At 39.8% G+C, this 18,150-nt stretch carries 13 protein-coding genes; 5 read left to right on the top strand and 8 right to left on the bottom strand.

Going from position 1 to position 18,150, the window contains the following annotated elements; translation table 11 throughout:
- Positions 1-30 precede the first annotated feature (30 nt).
- The 4 genes from FEDK69T_RS03330 (at position 31) to FEDK69T_RS03315 (ending at position 5,173) form a co-directional block, all read left to right on the top strand.
- On the top strand, positions 31-744 hold the full coding sequence (locus tag FEDK69T_RS03330; RefSeq protein WP_023572729.1) for a 3'-5' exonuclease: 714 nt from the start codon (positions 31-33) through the stop codon (positions 742-744).
- 217 nt (positions 745-961) lie between these two features.
- On the top strand, positions 962-2,401 hold the full coding sequence (locus tag FEDK69T_RS03325; protein WP_023572728.1) for a nucleoside recognition domain-containing protein: 1,440 nt from the start codon (positions 962-964) through the stop codon (positions 2,399-2,401).
- A 98-nt stretch (positions 2,402-2,499) separates the two neighbouring features.
- Positions 2,500-4,101, top strand: coding sequence for a fumarate hydratase (locus FEDK69T_RS03320; protein ID WP_023572727.1), 1,602 nt, complete (start codon positions 2,500-2,502; stop codon positions 4,099-4,101).
- Positions 4,102-4,459: 358 nt separating this feature from the next.
- Complete coding sequence (locus FEDK69T_RS03315) at positions 4,460-5,173, top strand: hypothetical protein (RefSeq protein WP_023572726.1); 714 nt, start codon at positions 4,460-4,462, stop codon at positions 5,171-5,173.
- Positions 5,174-5,545: 372 nt separating this feature from the next.
- On the opposite strand, the gene FEDK69T_RS03310 is transcribed toward FEDK69T_RS03315, so the two are convergent.
- The 8 genes from FEDK69T_RS03310 to FEDK69T_RS03275 all read right to left on the bottom strand — a co-directional run bounded on the left by FEDK69T_RS03310 (position 5,546) and on the right by FEDK69T_RS03275 (position 16,389).
- Complete coding sequence (locus FEDK69T_RS03310; RefSeq protein ID WP_023572725.1) at positions 5,546-8,272, bottom strand: M4 family metallopeptidase; 2,727 nt, start codon at positions 8,270-8,272, stop codon at positions 5,546-5,548.
- Positions 8,273-8,599: 327 nt separating this feature from the next.
- Positions 8,600-9,766 (bottom strand): class I SAM-dependent rRNA methyltransferase, encoded by a 1,167-nt coding sequence (locus FEDK69T_RS03305; protein ID WP_023572724.1) that lies wholly within the window; start codon positions 9,764-9,766, stop codon positions 8,600-8,602.
- 3 nt (positions 9,767-9,769) lie between these two features.
- On the bottom strand, positions 9,770-10,813 hold the full coding sequence (locus tag FEDK69T_RS03300; protein ID WP_023572723.1) for a polysaccharide pyruvyl transferase family protein: 1,044 nt from the start codon (positions 10,811-10,813) through the stop codon (positions 9,770-9,772).
- A 23-nt stretch (positions 10,814-10,836) separates the two neighbouring features.
- Positions 10,837-11,496 (bottom strand): CoA transferase subunit B, encoded by a 660-nt coding sequence (locus FEDK69T_RS03295; RefSeq protein WP_023572722.1) that lies wholly within the window; start codon positions 11,494-11,496, stop codon positions 10,837-10,839.
- Positions 11,497-11,501: 5 nt separating this feature from the next.
- Positions 11,502-12,200, bottom strand: coding sequence for a CoA transferase subunit A (locus FEDK69T_RS03290; protein WP_023572721.1), 699 nt, complete (start codon positions 12,198-12,200; stop codon positions 11,502-11,504).
- Between the two features lie 73 nt (positions 12,201-12,273).
- Positions 12,274-14,574: a penicillin-binding protein 1A gene (locus FEDK69T_RS03285; protein ID WP_023572720.1), complete on the bottom strand. Its 2,301-nt coding sequence runs from the start codon at positions 14,572-14,574 to the stop codon at positions 12,274-12,276.
- 2 nt (positions 14,575-14,576) lie between these two features.
- Positions 14,577-15,068: a gliding motility lipoprotein GldH gene (locus FEDK69T_RS03280; RefSeq protein WP_035630645.1), complete on the bottom strand. Its 492-nt coding sequence runs from the start codon at positions 15,066-15,068 to the stop codon at positions 14,577-14,579.
- Entirely contained in the window at positions 15,052-16,389 is a 1,338-nt protein-coding gene (locus tag FEDK69T_RS03275) for a PSP1 domain-containing protein (protein WP_035630646.1), read from the bottom strand. The genes FEDK69T_RS03280 and FEDK69T_RS03275 overlap by 17 nt, the downstream gene beginning before the upstream one ends.
- Before the next feature lie 416 nt (positions 16,390-16,805).
- Between FEDK69T_RS03275 and FEDK69T_RS03270 the strand changes: the two genes are divergently transcribed.
- Positions 16,806-18,149, top strand: coding sequence for a TolC family protein (locus FEDK69T_RS03270; protein ID WP_023572718.1), 1,344 nt, complete (start codon positions 16,806-16,808; stop codon positions 18,147-18,149).
- Position 18,150: the final 1 nt, after the last annotated feature.

Below are 18,150 nucleotides of genomic sequence, written 5' to 3'. Positions count from 1 at the left end.
ATCCAAACGCATTAGTACAATCCATTCAAAATGATCGAGAAAATTAATCTGGAGAACATTCTCTTTTTAGACATTGAAACGGTTCCTGAAGAAGAACATTTCAGTAGCCTGGACGAAACCAAACAAAGCCTTTTTGACTTAAAGACTAAATACCAGCGCAAAGATGATTTCACCGCCGAAGAATTTTACGAACGCGCCGGTATCTGGGCCGAATTCGGGAAAATCGTCTGTATTTCAGTAGGCTATTTTACCTTCAAAGGCGACATCCGTCATTTTAGAGTAACATCCTTTTTTGGAGACGAAGTAAAAATCCTGAAAGACTTTTCAAATTTGTTGAACAATCATTTTTCGCAACCGCAACATATTTTATGTGGACACAATGCTAAGGAATTCGATTTCCCTTTTATTGCTCGACGAATGATCATCCATCAGATTGCAATTCCGCTGAAATTAAATCTGTTCGGTAAAAAACCATGGGAAGTACCGCATCTGGACACTATGGAACTCTGGAAATTCGGCGACTACAAAACATTTACTTCATTGAAACTGCTCACCAATGTTTTGGGGATTCCGTCACCAAAAGACGATATCGACGGCAGCGAAGTGGCACACACCTTTTATGTTGAAAAAGACATCGACCGCATTATAACCTATTGCGAAAAAGACGTGGTGGCCGTGGCCCAGATCCTCCTGAAATTCAGAAGGGAAGACTTGCTCATTGACGAGGAGGTCATTCATATTTAGGAGCGCTTTAACTACGTTGAATCCTTGATTTCCCGCAATCTATTCACACGAGCAAAGCGATCTGACGAAGGAATCTTTTTTGCTTATCCAGTACAGCTAAATTACCGCTAAAACAAAAAAGGGCGCCATTACTATCCAGGGCTAGGCCCTTTGCAAACTTTCGTCATTGATTGTGTTCTTTTGCCGTAAATAAGTACATTTACGAAAAATATTAAATATGGTATTAAGCAGATTCTGGCTAGCAATTTTTATCTCCTCCATCGCCTTTGTGGTTATCGGTTTATTCTCCGGAAGCAGTTATTCGATTGATTATGTGCTGAACGGTAAAAAAGACGAACCGCTGTTAATCTCAGAAAAATACCTGAAACAAGTCCCTGCTTTTATCAAAGACAGCATTGAAAAAGCTCCGGACAACACCATTGTCATCAATAAAATTGAAACCGATTTGGATACCACGTACGTGTATAAAAATCAAACGGTTAAAATTTACAGTGGCATACAAAAATCAGACGGATTATTGCCTACCTGTAAAAACAGTTTACTGGACCTGATTCTTCCGTTGATTGCTTATCTGGCTTTTTTCTGCGGACTGATGGAATTGCTTATCATATCAGGAGCTGCCGAGCGACTGGCTACAAAATTGAGTCCGGTTTTTGCAAAAGTGTTCCCTACTATCCCTAAAAACCACGAATCGATTTCCTATATGACGCTGAATTTCGCGGCCAACTTTTTAGGACTGGATTCTGCCGCCACGCCATTCGGATTAAAAGCCATGGAGAGTCTGCAGACAATCAATCCCGAAAAAGAAAAAGCCAGTGATGCCCAGATTATGTTCATGTGCCTGCATGCGGCGGGCCTGACTTTGATTCCAACATCTATCATTGGATACCGTGCAGCAGAGAATGCCGCCAACCCCGCCGATGTAATGTTACCGTGCATTATTACTTCTTTTGTGGGTACTATCGCTGCATTTTTATTAGTGGGAATCAAACAGCGAATCAACTTCAAAAGCGCTTCGCTGATTTTAGCGTTAACCACTATTTTAGCCGCGATTGCAGGATTGCTTTTCTATATCAACGGGTTGGACTTAATCGGCAAAAATTTCTTCACTGGGAATTTATCTGGTTTGATGTTGGTGGCTATTATTGGCTTCACACTTGTCTTCTCATTCGTTAACGAAAAGAAATTTACCCAGAAAGACACTACCATTTTTGACACCTTTGTGGATGGTGCTAAAAATGGCTTAAACACGGGTGTCAAAATTTTCCCTTATGTAATGGGAATGCTGGTGGCGATTTCATTCTTCCGAAACAGCGGTTTGTTTGAAATCATCAGCAACGGGATTTCATTTACGTTTTCTCAAATCGGAGTCGCCAAAGAAATCACGGATTCCTTACCAGTGGCCATGTTGCGCCCTTTTAGCTCCGGTGGTTCAAGAGGCTTTATGATTGATGCGATGCGCAGCTTCGGTCCGGATTCCTTCACGGGAAGACTAAGCTGTATTTTCCAGTGTAGCGCCGAAACGACTTTTTATGTTATTGCCGTTTACTTCGGTTCTGTTAACATCCGAAATACTCGCTATACTTTAGGGATGATGCTTTTGGTAGATCTAATCTGCGTAATTACAGCTATAATGGTGGCTAGTTGGTTTTTTTAATAATTCTAAATTAGTCGGTTTAACAATCTTTTAAAAAAACTAGACTTCTGATTTAGTGGAAGAATGCGTAAATTTACGCTCCTAAAATTACTGTTACAATGGACTTTATATACCAAGACCCGTATCCAATTACAAAAGACGATACACAATACCGAAAAATTACATCCGACTACGTAAAAGTAGAACAATTGGGCGACCGTGAAATCTTAACAGTTGATCCGAAAGGATTGGAATTATTGGCTGAAGAAGCAATGACAGACGTATCGTTCATGCTTCGTTCTTCGCATTTACAAAAATTAAAAAACATCATCGACGATCCGGAAGCTACCGACAACGATCGTTTCGTTGCCTATAACCTATTACAAAATGCCGTAGTGGCTGTAGACGGGCAATTGCCTTCCTGCCAAGACACCGGAACGGCTATCGTAATGGCTAAAAAAGGTGAGAATGTATATACTGGTGCCGATGACGGCGAATGGTTGTCGAAAGGAATTTTCAACACCTACGAAAAAAGAAACCTGCGTTACTCACAGATTGTTCCGATTTCGATGTTTGAAGAAAAGAACTCCGGTTCAAATCTTCCGGCGCAAATCGATATTTATGCTAAAAAAGGAAGCTCATATGAATTCCTGTTCTTAGCCAAGGGAGGCGGTTCGGCCAACAAAACCTTCTTGTATCAAAAGACAAAATCATTACTAAACGAAAAATCCTTAGACGAGTTCGTTCGCGAACGCATCATGGATCTAGGAACTTCGGCTTGTCCTCCGTATCACTTGGCTATCGTTATTGGCGGTACCTCTGCGGAAGCGAATTTAGCTGCCGTGAAAAAAGCCTCTGCCGGATATTTCGACAACTTACCAACCAGCGGGAACATGGCAGGCCAGGCATTCCGTGATTTGGAATGGGAAAAACGCGTGCAGAAAATTTGTGAGGAAAGCCACATTGGAGCACAATTTGGGGGGAAATATCTAACGCATGATGTTCGTGTGATCCGTTTACCGCGTCACGCTGCTTCTTGTCCGGTTGGAATGGGTGTTTCCTGTTCGGCCGACAGAAATATCAAAGGAAAAATTACCAAAGAAGGTATCTTCGTTGAGCAATTAGAAGTAAATCCAAAACAGTTCTTACCAGAAACGGCTCCGCATTTGGAAGATCCAGTAGAAATCGACTTGAACAGACCGATGTCGGAAGTATTGGCAGAATTGTCAAAATACCCGATCAAAACCCGTTTGAAACTAAATGGAACCCTGATTGTGGCCCGTGATATCGCCCATGCGAAAATCAAAGAATTGTTAGACGCCGGAAAACCTATGCCGGACTACTTCAAAAACCATCCGATTTATTATGCCGGACCGGCGAAAACTCCGGAAGGAATGCCATCAGGAAGTTTCGGACCAACTACTGCCGGACGTATGGACGTTTATGTGGACGAATTCCAGAAAAATGGCGGAAGCATGATCATGCTGGCCAAAGGAAACCGTTCCAAAGATGTCACCAATGCATGCAACAAATACGGAGGATTTTATTTAGGCTCGATTGGCGGACCTGCCGCGATTTTAGCCAAAGAAAACATCCTTTCCGTAGAAGTGGTTGATTTTGAAGAATTGGGCATGGAAGCGGTTCGTAAAATCACTATTAAAGATTTCCCTGCGTTCATCATTACGGATGATAAAGGGAATGATTTTTTTGAAAATTTGTAAGAAAGACCGTTTTTTAGATAAAACAAAAAGACCGCCTCAACAGCGGTCTTTTTTAGTATAGAAAAACACCTTCATCTTTTTGAAACTTTTCAAAACCATTTATTCAGAAAAATTGTAACTTTATACAGGCTGTAATCAAATTGATTTTAAGCACTTTACATTTTTCCAACACCGATGAATTTTTGATTATGCTCATTGTCTGTTTCTAAATCGCGGCAGGCAATCAATTTAGTTCGGAGAGATTTTATTTAATATAAAATTGGTGCTTATGAAAAATACAACTATACTTTTAGTTTGCCTCTCTCTGTCCGGCTGTTTTCCTCTTTACTATGCCCCAAACACTCAAAACATACCGGTAATGAAAGAAAAAGGACAAACAAACCTTTCAATTGGCATTAATGCCACTGAATACACGAACGGTTTCGAACTTCAGGGCGCCTACGGATTAACCGATAAAATTGCCTTGCAATTAAATGCCGATTGGGTAAATTCTGCAGACGACATGGAATATAACTCAAGCGGAAAAGGAAATATTATAGAATTCGGCGGAGGCTATTATAAAAAAATTTCCAAATCATTCGTTTTTGAAACTTATGGCCTGATTGCTTTTGGGAAAACACAATATGAACAAACATCTGAAGGAACCGGCGAATATGCGTACGTTAAGACTCACTTTACCCGTTTTGGAGCTCAACCCAGCATAAGTTTTAGCAGTAAATACTTTAATGCCTCTTTATCTACCCGCCTTGCAAATGTGAATTACAACAACATTTCAGGAAATTATCCTTTCTATAGCGCAGAAAATACTTATACCTATATTACCGAAGCAGATTACTTAAAAGATAATAATTCGCAATGGGTTGCAGAACCGGCCATAACCCTGCAAGGTGGACTTGAGAAAGTTAAATTACAACTTCAATATACACTCAGTTATAATTTAGGAGACCAATATTTCTACGAGAATTACCAGGAATGGGATATGATATCGTTAGGATTAAAAGTAGAATTCCCGACAAAAAAGAATGTTGCCAAACTAGACGAAACCAACTCAGAACAAAACAACAACCCTTAAGGATTATTCCCGAAACACCATTCTTGAAAATTTAAATATTTGCTTTATTAGGGAAAATAGAACAAAGAGCAACAAAAAAAGAAAACCCGTCTTCTTATTTTGAGACGGGTTTTCTATTACTAATCCATTAACAACTGCTTTCTGAAAACCACCAACTTATTATTACTCTGCATAATACCAATCCTTTTCGAATTATACTATGAGAACCCTGATTAACCATACTCGCAACACAAATAGACTATATGTAAAATCGGCTTATAATCTTGTACGATATTTTGCCTCAGGATTTATTTTGGTATCAATAAAAAAGGAGGCCACACATTTGGACAGCCTCCCATTTATTGTGGTTGCTTTTTCAGAAAACAAATGCTTCTATTTCTTGATGAATTTCTTAGAAACAGATGAATTTAAGCCATTAATTCTAAGGAAATAAATTCCGACAGTCAAATCTGAAACGTCAATATTTCCTCCGTTTACTTTTCCACTTTTCACTTCCTGTCCGATTTGGTTAACAATCGAATAAGAAGTTTCTATATTGTTTAAAATTATAACTTGCAAATAGTTTTCAACCGGGTTCGGATAAATTATTACATCAAAGTCATCTACGGCAGAAACCTCGTAATTTGTAGCTACAGGATTTGTGGAAATCACATTCACAGTATAATCTTCAACCTGACCTGACGCTAATGTTTCGCAAGCAGTTGGTATACCATTCAATTTCATTGATACACGCATTCTTGTATTCCCCAAAACTGCATTGCCAGGAATTCTAATCGTACCCGAAACAACCGAAGCATTTGTAGCGGCCAATGACCATACAGTCTCACCAGAATCAACAAAATCACCATCAGCATTCAAATCAATAAATACTGCATAACCTTCTTTTGCCGCTTTACTTGATCTGTTTGGCGTTATCGTAACTGTATAGCTCGAACCTGATAAAACATCCGTTGAAATGCCCGTAAAATTCTCATAGCCATTTGTTGATGTCGAATTGTTGGAAATCGCATTGAAAACAACTTTTGCGATATTATCCTTAGAAGCATCATTTCCTTTTGAATTACAATAAGTTCCGATGGCCAAAGTCGTTGCTGTAGCCGTATTGCTCACACTTGAAAGGTTACCTGCCGCATCATACGCTTTTACAGTAAACAAATAATTTGTAGCAGGAGCAAGACTTGTAACAGCGAAGGAAGCCGTAGGTGAAGTCCCGATAAGCAATCCGTCCTGATAAACATTGTAGCCCGTAACACTGATATTGTCTGTAGAAGCTGACCAAGTCAAATTTGTACTTGTTTGTGTAGTTCCAGCAGCAATCAAATTTATAGGAGCACTTGGAGCTGTAGTATCAATGTTGCTAACGTAAGCAGCGCCTACACCCACAGCATAAAAAGCATTTGTTGTAGCTATAACTTCAGGTGAGTTTGCTCCAAAAAGATCGGTAGCTGCCTGAATCCCGTAAGTTCTCGCACTTGCATAAGTTGCATTTGATGTCAGGTATACAGTCTCCAATCGGTAAACTATATTAGCCGCTTTGTTTATTCCTATTCCGGTAACGCTATATGCATTTCCTAAATCATTAGTCCCTGTTTTACCTTCTGTCAAAATATAGAACCAGTGATTCAAGACACCGCTGTTGGTATGAACACCACAGTAATCGTTATTGGAAGTCGGAACACATTTTTGGCTTTTCCAATTTGTACCGCCATAAGTATCCGGTTGACCTTCAGCTTTAGGATTACTCATAGAACGTAGTGACACGTGTCCGGTTCTCATCTCAATATCTTCACCTATTAACCATATTTGCTTAGATGGCGCTGCGAAATATTCAACACACGCTGCCCAAATATCAGAAAGAGCCTCATTTAGTGCGCCAGATTCTTTTTGATAAGCCAAATTAGCAGTACTGCTGCATAATGCATGTCCAATTTCGTGAGCTGCAACGTCCAATGATGTTAGCATATTGAATCCCCCGACTCCACTGCCATCCCCGTAAGTCATCACACTACCGTTCCAGTACGCATTATTGTAAGCATTGCTATAGTGAACATAGTTTTTAATTGCTGCACCGTCGTTATTATAACCGTTTCTTCCGTGAGCATTTAACAAGTAATCATAAGTTTTACCGGCACCCCAGTGAGCATCCAAAGCACCATTGTCTTTATTGGCGTTATTGAATTCCGCGGCTGTCCAATTGTTATCAGCATCTGTAAAATTTACCGCAGCACTATAATTGGTCCCTTTTTGCATATTATAAGTAAAAACTCCCAATCCTCTGGTATTATCGGCCAAAACGTAATTCGAACCGTTTAATGAAGTCTCAATATTTTGATCTCCTGAATATCTGGTAGCTGAATTCGCAGAATCCACCATTGTACCTTTTTTGAACAAGGCATTTCCTTTGGCTCCATGCGTGAATTCTCCAATATGTTTAATAGTGGCATTGTAGAACAACGTATTTCCTGTAAACGCATCGATATAAACATCCCCTCTACTTACCGGATTTGTAGCATAAATATCAAATTTATATGCCAATTTGAAAGAAGTGACTCCCTCATTTTCATCATCGACAGAAGGAAGTAAAACCAATTCTCCTTCAGGTTTGGCATAACCCATTTTCCCAGCTTCCAAATCATTTTCCCAAAGATATGCAGTTGCTCCGATTTGGCGCAATGCTATATCAAAAGCCTGAGAGCCTGTCAGAACCGGATTCATTTCAATATTTTCCAAAGAATAAAACTCTCCGCTTAATGAAACCAATTTTTCCTGTTTAGAATGCAGAGAATAAGTTGCAAATTCTACTTTTACCCCTTTATGAAAAAGTTGATATTTCTCGTGTACAAACCCTTCTTTGTCTGTCTCTGAAGTCATTTTTTGAAAATGAGCATCTTCCTTTGCTCCCAACTGATCTTTAAATACTTGTTTAAAATCGCTTGTCTTGTAGATAGCTCGTTCATTAAAAGTGATTAAAGACACATTTCCCTTTCCGTCTCTGATTTGCTGTTTTACGTACTTATCTCCTTCCTGAGCATTTGAAGAAGAGATAACCGAAAACAGGAAACCAGTCAATGTAACCGCTTGAAGTAGTTTTTTACTCATGTAATTTTTATTTTATTCCGATTGCAAAATTAAAACTTAGACCCTAATTAAAATGTTGTATATTAGATTATTACGCATTCAAAAAAATATTAACCTGCCAATCTGAGACAATTAACCAATCCTTACATTTATTTTGGTTTATAGACATCATTCTTGTTAATTAAATAAACTTACTGAGGCATCATTTTTAGTAAAAAACATCTAAAAGCGAAACTATACATCCCAAAAATTGATTATTGTTCACCATTAAAACAAAGAAGATCAAATTATATCAAAAAAAAAAGACCATCGGTATGGATGGTCTTTGAAATTATAACTGAAAAATGTCTACTCTACATACAATACCAATCCTTTCAGGTAATGCCCTTCAGGATGGTAAATATTTGTTGGATGATCTGGTCCTTGTGATAATTTGTGCAATACACGGATATTTCTTCCTGTTTCGATGGCTGCTGCTGCGACAGTATTGTAAAACAACACGTCATCAATTACCTGAGAACAGGAGAAAGTGAATAAAATCCCTTTTGGCGCCAAAGCTTTCAATCCTGCAATATTCAAACGTTTGTAGGCCTGTGTGGCCGTATGTTTGCTCTTAATGCTCTTGGCGAAGGCAGGCGGGTCAAGCACAATCAAATCGTATTGCTGGTTGTGTTCTTTCAGGAAATCAAACACATCAGAAGCAACCGCTTCGTGATTGCAGTCGTCGTAATTTAATTCCATATTTCTTTCGGCAAGCGCAACGGCTTTTTCCGAAATATCAACCGAAGTAACCAATTGCGCACCGGCGCTCATCGCATAAATGGAAAAACCTCCCGTGTAACAAAACGTATTCAAAACGCGTTTCTCGTGTGCGTAATGAGCCAACAATTTTCTGTTATCACGCTGATCCAAAAAGAAACCAGTTTTCTGTCCTTCCACCCAGTTAACGGCAAATAAAATATTGTTTTCCTTGGCAACCGTTTCAGGTTTATCGCCGTATAAGAAGAAATCTTTTCCCGTATTAGGCAAAGTACCGCTGCTTTTGCAATAGATGGTTTCACAGTAATCGGCGAAGTTTGTCTTTATGGCTTCGGCAATTTGCTCCAGCTGAAAATAAATCCCAGACGAATGCGCTTGCAATACCCAGTTTTTATCGTAATAATCAATTATCAATCCGGGAATACCATCGCCTTCACCATGAATCAGACGAAAGGCATTAGTTTCATCCAATTTCAATAATTTCAAACGTAATTCCCAAGCCGACTTCAGTTTATCTGCCCAGAAATTTTTATCAAAAACCTCTTTTCCGAAAGTCAGCATGCGTACAACTATACTGCCACGATCGCTGAAATAACCGGTTGCCAGGTGTTTGTTATTGGAATCCACCACATCCACCATTTCCCCGTCATTCAATTCCTGGCTAACGCCATAAACAGCACCGCTGAATACCCATGGGTGACGGCGTTGCACGGATTTTTCCTTACCCGGTTTTAATATTACTTTCGGATAGCTCATGATTTACGCTTGCTCTGTTTTTACCTGATTCATTTTTTCCTTTACCAGTTTGGATATTTTTTCCTTTACCGGTATGAAATCTTTTTTATTCTCGAACTTTGAATCCCATTTGAATTTTTCGCCTTTCTTAAGTAAATCAGTGCTTAAAATTCCTTTGTGATTTTCCACCACATGGAAATATTCCTTGATACCGTTCAAACGACAATAACTTACCTCGCCATCATCAGGAATATCAACATATAAAGTAGGCGTACCCATGGATAAACTTGGCAAAGCACAATGGATTCTTGAAGTGACCACAAAATTTGCCTTAGCATATTGTCTAAGCAGGTCTTCACCAAAAGCAAAAATCTCATCTTCGTTCTTGAACTGATCTGCCGGAACGAAATGCTTCACGTACTCCGCATTTACAAGAACATTGTCATCGAAAATCTGGGAATATGACTTATAAAATTCCAAAGTTTTGTACCAACTTTCCCAATCGCTGTTCTTTTTGAATTTTTTTCGGATGGAATTGATAACAGAAAATTTAGTTAGTAAAAGGCCAATATTTTTAAGCCTGTTTACTTTACCTCGGTGTTTTTTGTACCTAGGGTCTACAAAATAGATTTTATTGGATTTTTCTTCTGATGAAAAGGTATCCCCTATCGTTAAGGTCAGACATCCTGTATAGAAAGCTTCAACACCCAATCCCTTTAAGAAATCCATCGTAAAAAAATCACGGCATCCAACCGGCTCATTGGCTTTATAGAAATCAATTACTGCCTGGTTTTTAGCAAAAACTTCCTGAACCGTAACATTAATATGATGCGATACTATGACAGGTTTAATTTTCTGAGATGGTGGGAAATTTTCCGGAGTCATCAGAAACCAACCATTCATGATCAGTTTAATATCTTCACCTTCATAGCTGTTCAGGTGTTCCCTATCTACATAAGTAAAATTAGTTTTATCGTTCAAAAATTGTTTTGCAGCAATACTCTGGACATAATCTCCAATATTCAGGTGCCCAGCAGCAAATTCATACGTCATTAATCCGTCTTTCATTCTATTTCTTTTTTATCAGGTTCTTAATCAATTATCATTTCGGGGATGTCGCCATCAATGATTAATTCGGCTTCGGTAGCCTTAATAATCTCTTCAACAGAAACGCCGGGAGCTCTTTCCAAAAGTTTAAACCCTTTTGGCGTAACTTCCATCACAGCTAATTCGGTTACTACTTTTTTCACGCAGCCAACACCTGTTAACGGTAGTGTACACTTTTTAAGTATTTTCGATTCCCCCGCTTTATTTACGTGCATCATGGCAACGATTATATTATCGGCAGAAGCCACCAAATCCATAGCACCTCCCATTCCTTTCACCATTTTACCCGGGATTTTCCAGTTAGCAATATCTCCATTTTCAGAAACTTCCATCGCTCCTAAAATGGTTAAATCGACTTTTTGCGCGCGGATCATCCCAAAACTGAAAGCCGAATCAAAGAAACTTGCTCCCGGTAATGTGGTGATGGTTTGTTTTCCGGCATTGATGATGTCGGCATCTTCTTCGCCTTCAAAAGGGAACGGCCCCATTCCTAACACTCCGTTTTCACTCTGGAATTCCACAGAAATATCATGACGGACATAATTCGCAACCAAGGTCGGTATACCAATTCCCAAGTTTACAAAGTAACGGTCTTTTACTTCTTTAGCTATACGCTTTGCAATCTGATTTTTATCTAAAGCCATCACTATTATCTTTTACGGGTTGTACGTTGCTCAATTCGTTTTTCAAATTTCTCACCTTGGAAGATGCGCTGCACCATAATTCCCGGAATGTGAATCTGATTAGGATCCAAAGTTCCCGCAGGCACTAATTCTTCTACCTCAGCAATAGTAACTTTGGCTGCACCCGCCATACAAGCATTGAAATTTCGGGCTGTTCCTTTAAAAATAAGGTTTCCGGCTTCGTCGCCTTTCCATGCTTTTACGATGGAGAAATCGGCTTTATAAGCCAATTCCATTATGTGCATTTTTCCGTTAAACTCACGTACCTCTTTCCCTTCGGCTACTTCGGTACCATAACCGGCAGGCGTAAAAAATGCAGGGATTCCAGCCTGAGCCGCACGGCATTTTTCGGCTAAAGTTCCTTGCGGAGTCAATTCCACATCCAATTCGCCACTTAACATCTGACGTTCGAATTCAGCATTTTCCCCTACATAGGAAGAAATCATTTTTTTAATTTGACGTTTTTGCAATAACAATCCCAATCCGAAATCATCTACTCCTGCATTATTGGAAATACAAGTCAATTCTTTTACATCTTTTCGGACAAGTTCGGCAATACTGTTTTCGGGGATTCCGCAAAGTCCGAAACCACCCAGCATGATGGTTTGCCCGTCTTTTATATCCTGTAATGCCTCCTGAACATTACCTACTTTCTTATTAATCATATGGCGATTGCGTTTGTTTTATTTTGGCCTTAAAAGTATAAAAAAAACGCCTTTTAAAAAAGGCGTTTCCTATTTAGAAATCGAATTCTTCGGTTTGCGTATCTTCCTCGGTGGCAAGACTGTCTACAACCACTTTCCTAGGCGTGTAACAATCTACTTTGATGGCGAAGTTTTCAGGTTTTTCGAACGGTTTCTGCGAAACATCCAGACTCGAATCCTCGTAGCATTTTTTCATGAATATCCCCCAAATAGGCAAAGCCATTGTGGCTCCCTGCCCCATATTGGTTTGTTCGAAATGCGCGGATCGGTCTTCATTTCCGACCCATACTCCCACCGCCAGATTCGGCACCATACCGATGAACCATCCGTCGGAATTGTTTTGCGATGTCCCTGTTTTACCGGCTATCGGGTTTCTTAAATTATAAGGAACCCCTGTAACTCGCGCCGATTCCGGTGCGCTTCCCCAACGTAATCGTGAACCTGTCCCGTATTCAGTAACCCCTTCCATCAGTTTAATCACGGTATAAGCGACGTCTTTACTCATTACGTCACGGGATTCGGGAACCGGTTCGTATAAAACTACGCCGTTTTTATCTACGATTTTCGCTATCACCTGCGGCTTCATGTACACACCCTGATTAGCGAATGTACTGAAAGCAGCCACCATCTCCTCTACAGTAATATCCACAGCTCCTAAAGCAATGGAAGGCTGAACAGGGATTTCAGAGCTAACTCCTAATTTCTTGGTCATGTCTACCACCGCTTCCGGCCCCACTTTGTCAATCAGTTTGGCAGAAACCGTGTTGATGGAATTGGCCAACGCGGATTTCAGATTCACCATTCCTCGGTAATTGCCTGTTGAGTTTTTAGGTGTCCAATCAGCATCGATATTGTAACGTCCTTTTGGCATTGTGAAAGGAGAATCAAGTATGGAATCACATGGTGACATTTTCAATTGTTCTATAGCCGTGGCGTACAAAAACGGTTTGAAAGTAGATCCAACCTGTCTTGCTCCCTGCCCTACGTGATCGTATTGAAAATGTTTGTAATTAATTCCTCCCACCCAAGCCTTAACATGGCCGGTTTGAGGCTCCATCGCCATCATACCTGTCTGAAGGAAGTGTTTGTAATATAAGATGGAATCACGAGGCGTCAGCAAAGTGTCTTTCTCTCCTTTCCAGGTAAACACCTGCATTTTGGTCGGAACATCGAATGATTTCATAATTTTGTTTTCATCGAAACCTTTCTCGCTCATAATACGCCAACGTTCTGAATTTTTCATGGAACGCTCCATGATCTTTTTTGTTTCATCCGGCGTAATACCCGTAAAAGGAGCATTCGGATTGTCCTTCTGTCTTTTGTTGAATTCCTGTTGCAGATTTGCCAAGTGCTCTGAAGCAGCTTCCTCGGCATACTGCTGCATTCTGGAATCAATAGTTGTGTAAATTTTCAATCCGTCACGGTAAATATCATATTCGCCATCACCGTCTTTTTTCGGATTGTCTTTCACCCATTTTTTCATGAAATCACGCAAATACTCTCTGAAATAAGTAGCACTTCCTTCGATATGACTTTCCGGTGTGAATTTTAAAACGATTGGCTTCGACTGGTAAAATTCTTTTTTTTCTTTAGTCAGGAATTTGTTCTTCTCCATCTGGTGCAATACCACATTACGTCTGTCAGTCACTTTCTGAAGGCGACGTACCGGATTGAACAATGATGGGTTTTTCAACATCCCCACAAACATAGCCGCTTCATCTACGGTTAGGTCTTTCGGTTCTTTTCCAAAATAAACTTTAGATGCCGAACGGATTCCTACTGCCGTATTTACGAAATCCACTGTATTTAAATAGTGGGCAATAATTTCCTGTTTGGTATATTGTCTTTCCAATTTGGTGGCAATAATCCATTCTTTTGCTTTTTGGATAATACGGAACGGTAGGAATTTAGAGCCTTCACCGTGGAAAAGATTTTTCGCCAGCTGCTGCGTTAAGGTACTTGCTCCTCCGCTACTCCCTAAACTCAGTGCTGCGCGCAATGTACCCTTCGTATCAATACCGGAATGCTCATAAAAACGCTCGTCTTCCGTAGCAACCAAGGCTTTCACCAAATGATCCGGCAATTCGGCGAATTTAACCGGCGTTCTGTTTTCAAGATAAAATTTACCAATGGTTACCCCATCAGAAGATATGATTTCCGTAGCTACATTTGAGTTTGGATTTTCCAACTCATCAAACGAAGGCATCGATCCGAAAAGTCCCCAGGATGCAAACAGGAAAAATAAAATTACGCCTCCAAAACAGTAAAAAAACAGTTTCCAGAATTTCTTTACGTACGGAGATAAATCTTCTTTTTTATTATTGATTTGAGCCATTTTTAATTCGTTTTTTCTATTCTAAAACCTACTTCCGAAATACCTTGTAATTGTTCAACTCCGGATACTTTCCCGGTTTCGCGAACGGCCTGCTGAATACTTACCACATACTTTCCTGCTTTAGAAAACCTGGCATTTTCCTTATACCAGAGCTTACTCTCTTTTACATCGGAAAACCCTTCTCCCATCAGCGTACCGTCCGGATTGGCCATTTGGTACTCTAACGTATCCACCTTGGTCACCCCATCCGGTTGCAGCATGGAAACGATAAGGAACAAGTTACTATACGGGTAATCATTGTTGTTTCTGATGTTTACAAACATATTGTAATCTTGAATCGTGTCCTTCTGCTCAAAAGCAAACGATACTTTCTGTTTTTTATGCCAAGAACCGTCGATTTCACGGTATTCATCAAAAACCCTTTTTTTGTCACAGGAAAAAAGCGATAGTGACAATGCAAATCCAAAAATTAAAAATCTATTGTTTTGAATCATTTTTATCGTTCGATGGTTTATTTCTATTTGGCCGCGGTCTGCGGTTATTGTTTCTTGGTTGTCCTTCGGAAGCAGGCTTGTTTTGTACGCCCTGCACTTCAGGAGCCGGTTTATTTTGTTTTTCAGGTGCCCCTTTTTGTCTTTCAGGTCCTCCTTTTTGTCTTTCAGGCGCTCCTTTTTGCTTTTCGACATCAGCAACAGAACGCTTCTTGTTTGGACGTTTCTTTTTCTTAGGCTGATCAAAACGGGTCAAACTATCCTGCCCTACAGCATTTTGGAAGTTTTTCTCTTCTTCAACAATCGTCTCAACGGTATAATCCTCGAGTGCTGCAATACGTTTTTTCTCTTTGTTTAATGCCACGATTTCTTTAACCTGATCTATCTTTAAAACGTGCCATTGTGCAAAATTATTGGTATAGGCAAACCACATCAATCCTTTGAATATGTCTACCTTCTGACAAAGCGCATCGCCTTTTTCGGTGTACAACTTGGTCTCCATATCCGGAAAACCTTTCAGTGCATCCAGATAAGTATCCAATTCGTAATTCAGACAGCACTTTAACTTACCACACTGACCTGCAAGTTTTTGCGGGTTCAATGACAATTGCTGATAACGCGCCGCCGAAGTATTTACACTTCTAAAATCGGTCAGCCAGGTAGAACAACACAATTCGCGTCCACACGAACCAATTCCGCCCAAACGGGATGCTTCCTGACGAAAACCAACCTGTTTCATCTCGATTCTCGTATTGAATTCTTTAGCAAAATCCTTAATTAACTGACGAAAATCGACACGGTCATTTGCCGTATAGTAGAACGTAGCTTTAGAACCATCTCCCTGGAATTCGATATCCGAGATTTTCATTTCCAGTTTTAGGCTGATTGCCAATTCACGTGCACGGACTTTCATTGGCTCTTCCCTGTCACGGGCATCACTCCAAATATCAATATCTTTTTGGGATGCTTTTCTGTAAATTTTAGGAACCTCACCTTCGTGATTAACCCCTTTTTTCTTCATTTGTACCTTTACCAGTTCTCCGGTCAAGGTAACAATCCCAATGTCGTGTCCAGGGGACATCTCCGTGGCAACAATATCGCCGATCCCCAAAGTCAATTTTTCAGTATTGCGGTAAAATTCTTTACGCCCGTTCTTAAAACGGACCTCAACACAGTCAAAAGGCTCCTGACCACCCGGAAGTGTCATGTTGGAAAGCCAATCGAATACGGTTAATTTGTTGCAGCTATCGGTGCCGCAAGTCCCATTATTTTTACACCCCTTCGGCGCACTGCCATCAGAGGTTGAACAACTGTTACATGCCATAATTTGAATATATATAGATCGTCCGCCTTAGGCCAGACTACTTATTCGTGAATAGATTTTGTGTGTAAAGATAGTGTTTTTTTATTTTGCGATTGACGGTTTAACTTTAAGCCTGAACTCGTCATAATTTGAGTATCGACACAATTTAGTTTTTAATCGAAATCAACAAATCGGAAACTCAAAAATAACCGATTGCACTCTTCGATGTAAACCTCTGAAACCCATCTGTTTTACTTTTTCCCGTTCAAAAGCAATTTATGACTGTCCAATCACATCCCAAAATAATTTTAACGAGTAACAGAAGGTTTTTATTGTTAAATTATTTATATTTGATAACCAAGATATTAACACAATTCCCCGTGTTTTTATTCTGATTCCTGAAAGCGATTTGTTATTAATATTTAAAATTATAATAATTGATAACTATTACCCTCTTACAACGCTCCAAATATGCCTTTCTGCTACTGATTGTCGCCTTATTCGGCATGGAAAATGGGTATGCCCAGAACGACTCCTTAACAAACGTACGAAGCATAACTTTAGAAGAAGCGCTGAAACTTGGTATTGAGAACAACAGACAAATAAAAATAGCTAACACCGACGTTGCCATTGCCAATGAAAATGTAAGCCAGACAAAAATGGCGAAGATGCCTCTTGTCGGACTGAATATGAACTATAATCACATCGGCAATCCAAAAATATATGAGGGATTTTATGAAAAAAGCCTCACTGTAGATTACTTTGATTATCAGGCTTCCGCAAACATTCTGGCCAGCATGCCCATTTACACAGGAAACCTCATCAACAACAGAATAAGCAAGCAAGAGCTAATCAGTCAGTTACAGGAAGCCGCAGTAAAAATGACTGAAGCAGAAATTAAACTGGCCATAGTACAGCAATATTTCACCCTTGAAAAACTTTACCGCCAGATTGAAGTCACCAAACAAAATATCATAAACACCAATCTACGAATCAAACAACTACAGTCGCGAGTGGCCAACGGACAAAACCTTAAAAGTGATTTATTGCGAACCGAATTGCAACAGTCTCGATTCGAGGTTTCAGTATTTGAAGACACCAACAATATAAAATTGGTCAGCAACTATCTGGATATTTTGATTGGCATTCCGACGGACACTATTCTAAAACCCGAAATGGCCGAAGCCATGATTCCGATGGAAGAACGAGATATCAAACAGTGCCTGGCCGAAGCCTATGAGAACCGTTATGAAATCAAACAATCGGAACTAAACGTGAAAGTTTCCGAATCCAATCTCAGCATCACAAGAAGCGGCTTTTTGCCCAATGTATACGCCGGTGCCATGCTTAATACCCAGTACCCAGCTCAATGGCCTGATTACCCAAACTTACTCAGTTTCTGGACTGCCGGTTTGTCCCTGAACTGGGATATTTCCAGCTTTTACAATCTGAAACATCAGGTTAGTGGCGATAAATTGGATATTGACCGAAGCAAAACGATTCTAGATGTGACCAAAGACCAAATTGACAAGGAAGTAAAAACCGTTTTTGTGAAGTATGTTGAAAGTCAAAAAAACATATCGACCTATAAAAAAGACGTGGAATTATCGGAGAGCAATTACAGAATCGTAAAAAGCCGCTACGACAATGACTTCGCTTTGATCAGTGATATGGTTGATGCCGAATTACAGTTAAACGGAGCTAAAATTTCACTCATCAACGCCAATCTGGATTTGATCATTCAATATTACACCCTGCAATATGCCATGGGAAAACTTTAAA

It is taken from the genome of Flavobacterium enshiense DK69 (assembly GCF_000498495.1).
Lineage (GTDB): Bacteria > Bacteroidota > Bacteroidia > Flavobacteriales > Flavobacteriaceae > Flavobacterium > Flavobacterium enshiense.
This window is presented reverse-complemented; position numbering and strand designations above follow the sequence as displayed.